At 60.7% G+C, this 1103-nt stretch carries 1 protein-coding gene; it reads left to right on the top strand.

The features are described from left to right. Positions 1-745, top strand: a 745-nt coding sequence (locus A5622_RS28355) for a type II toxin-antitoxin system prevent-host-death family antitoxin (protein ID WP_156752974.1), incomplete at its 5' end; no start/stop codon positions are given. Between the last annotated feature and the right edge of the window lie 358 nt (positions 746-1103).

The following is a 1103-nucleotide window of genomic DNA, read 5'->3' as shown; positions in this document are numbered from 1 at the left end:
CGTGACGAACCGCCCCGGCCGCAACGCCGAGGCCACCAGATCCGACATTTTGACAGCCGGACGCGAAATATTCTCTCAATTCCAGTATTCCGATGTTACCGGTCTGCAGATCTGTGAACATGCAGGCGTCACTCGTGGAGCTCTGCAGCATCACTTCGGAAGCAAGCTGGGATTGTTTATGGCCGTCTTCGAAGGCCTCCAACACGAGGTCTATCTGCTAACAGTAGATGCGATCAAACGAAAAGACGAGCCCTGGCAACGCATTCGAGCCGGCATCACAGCATTTCTAGACGCTTGCACCCAACCCGCGTACCAAATGGTAGTGCTCAAAGAAGGCCCCGCCGCGATCGGCTGGGAACGCTGGCGAGAGCTCGACGCGGACTACTACGGCAACTTGACTCGCGAATTCGCCGCTACGCTGGCTCCGGCCGGAGCTAGCAATTACACATCGACCATGGTGGTGGCCACCATGCGCGGCGCATTGAACGAACTTTCTTGGGAAATCGCCCAATCCGTCGATCCCGTAACAGCGCGCCACCATGCCCTAGCCATCATCGATTGCCTTCTGAGCAAGGCCTGTGAGTCGCCGCAGGTGACCCACACTGGCGCGATACCCGATCGCATCGGCATCCGGCAATTGCGAATCGATCTCGGCAACTACATCGACCGCGTCGCGGCCGGCGAAACCATCGACGTGACCCGCCGCGGACGGGTCGTGGCGCGCCTGCAGCAGCCCACGAACTGACGGCGGCCACCCGAGCCAGCTCTTCACAGCAATAGCCAGCCAAACTTCGCGCCGCAAACACCCCGTGTGAACGGTGAGGGAACGGATCCCCACGACCTGCGCTCGACAGGCCGGAAAAGCCAGCACGACTAGGGCATCGACAGCTTGGTCAGACCGGTTAGCTCGTCGCCTCGCGTAAGCGTTTCAAGCTAACGCGCCGGGGCGGCGTCGTCGCGCGTTCGCCCGGTTTCCGCCCCTTCGAGGTATTGTCGGTTGCATCGCGTCTTTTGTCGGCCCGTGTGCGCTTCGGCTTATTAGCGGGTGTGGGGGGCGGTGTTGGGCGGAAACTGTATAAGAGCTTATCGATGACAGTCAGGGC

This window comes from Mycobacterium sp. 1245801.1 (assembly GCF_001673055.1).
GTDB lineage: Bacteria > Actinomycetota > Actinomycetes > Mycobacteriales > Mycobacteriaceae > Mycobacterium > Mycobacterium europaeum_A.
The sequence above is the reverse complement of the archived record's forward strand: the minus strand, read 5'-3'. Positions and strand labels throughout refer to the sequence as shown.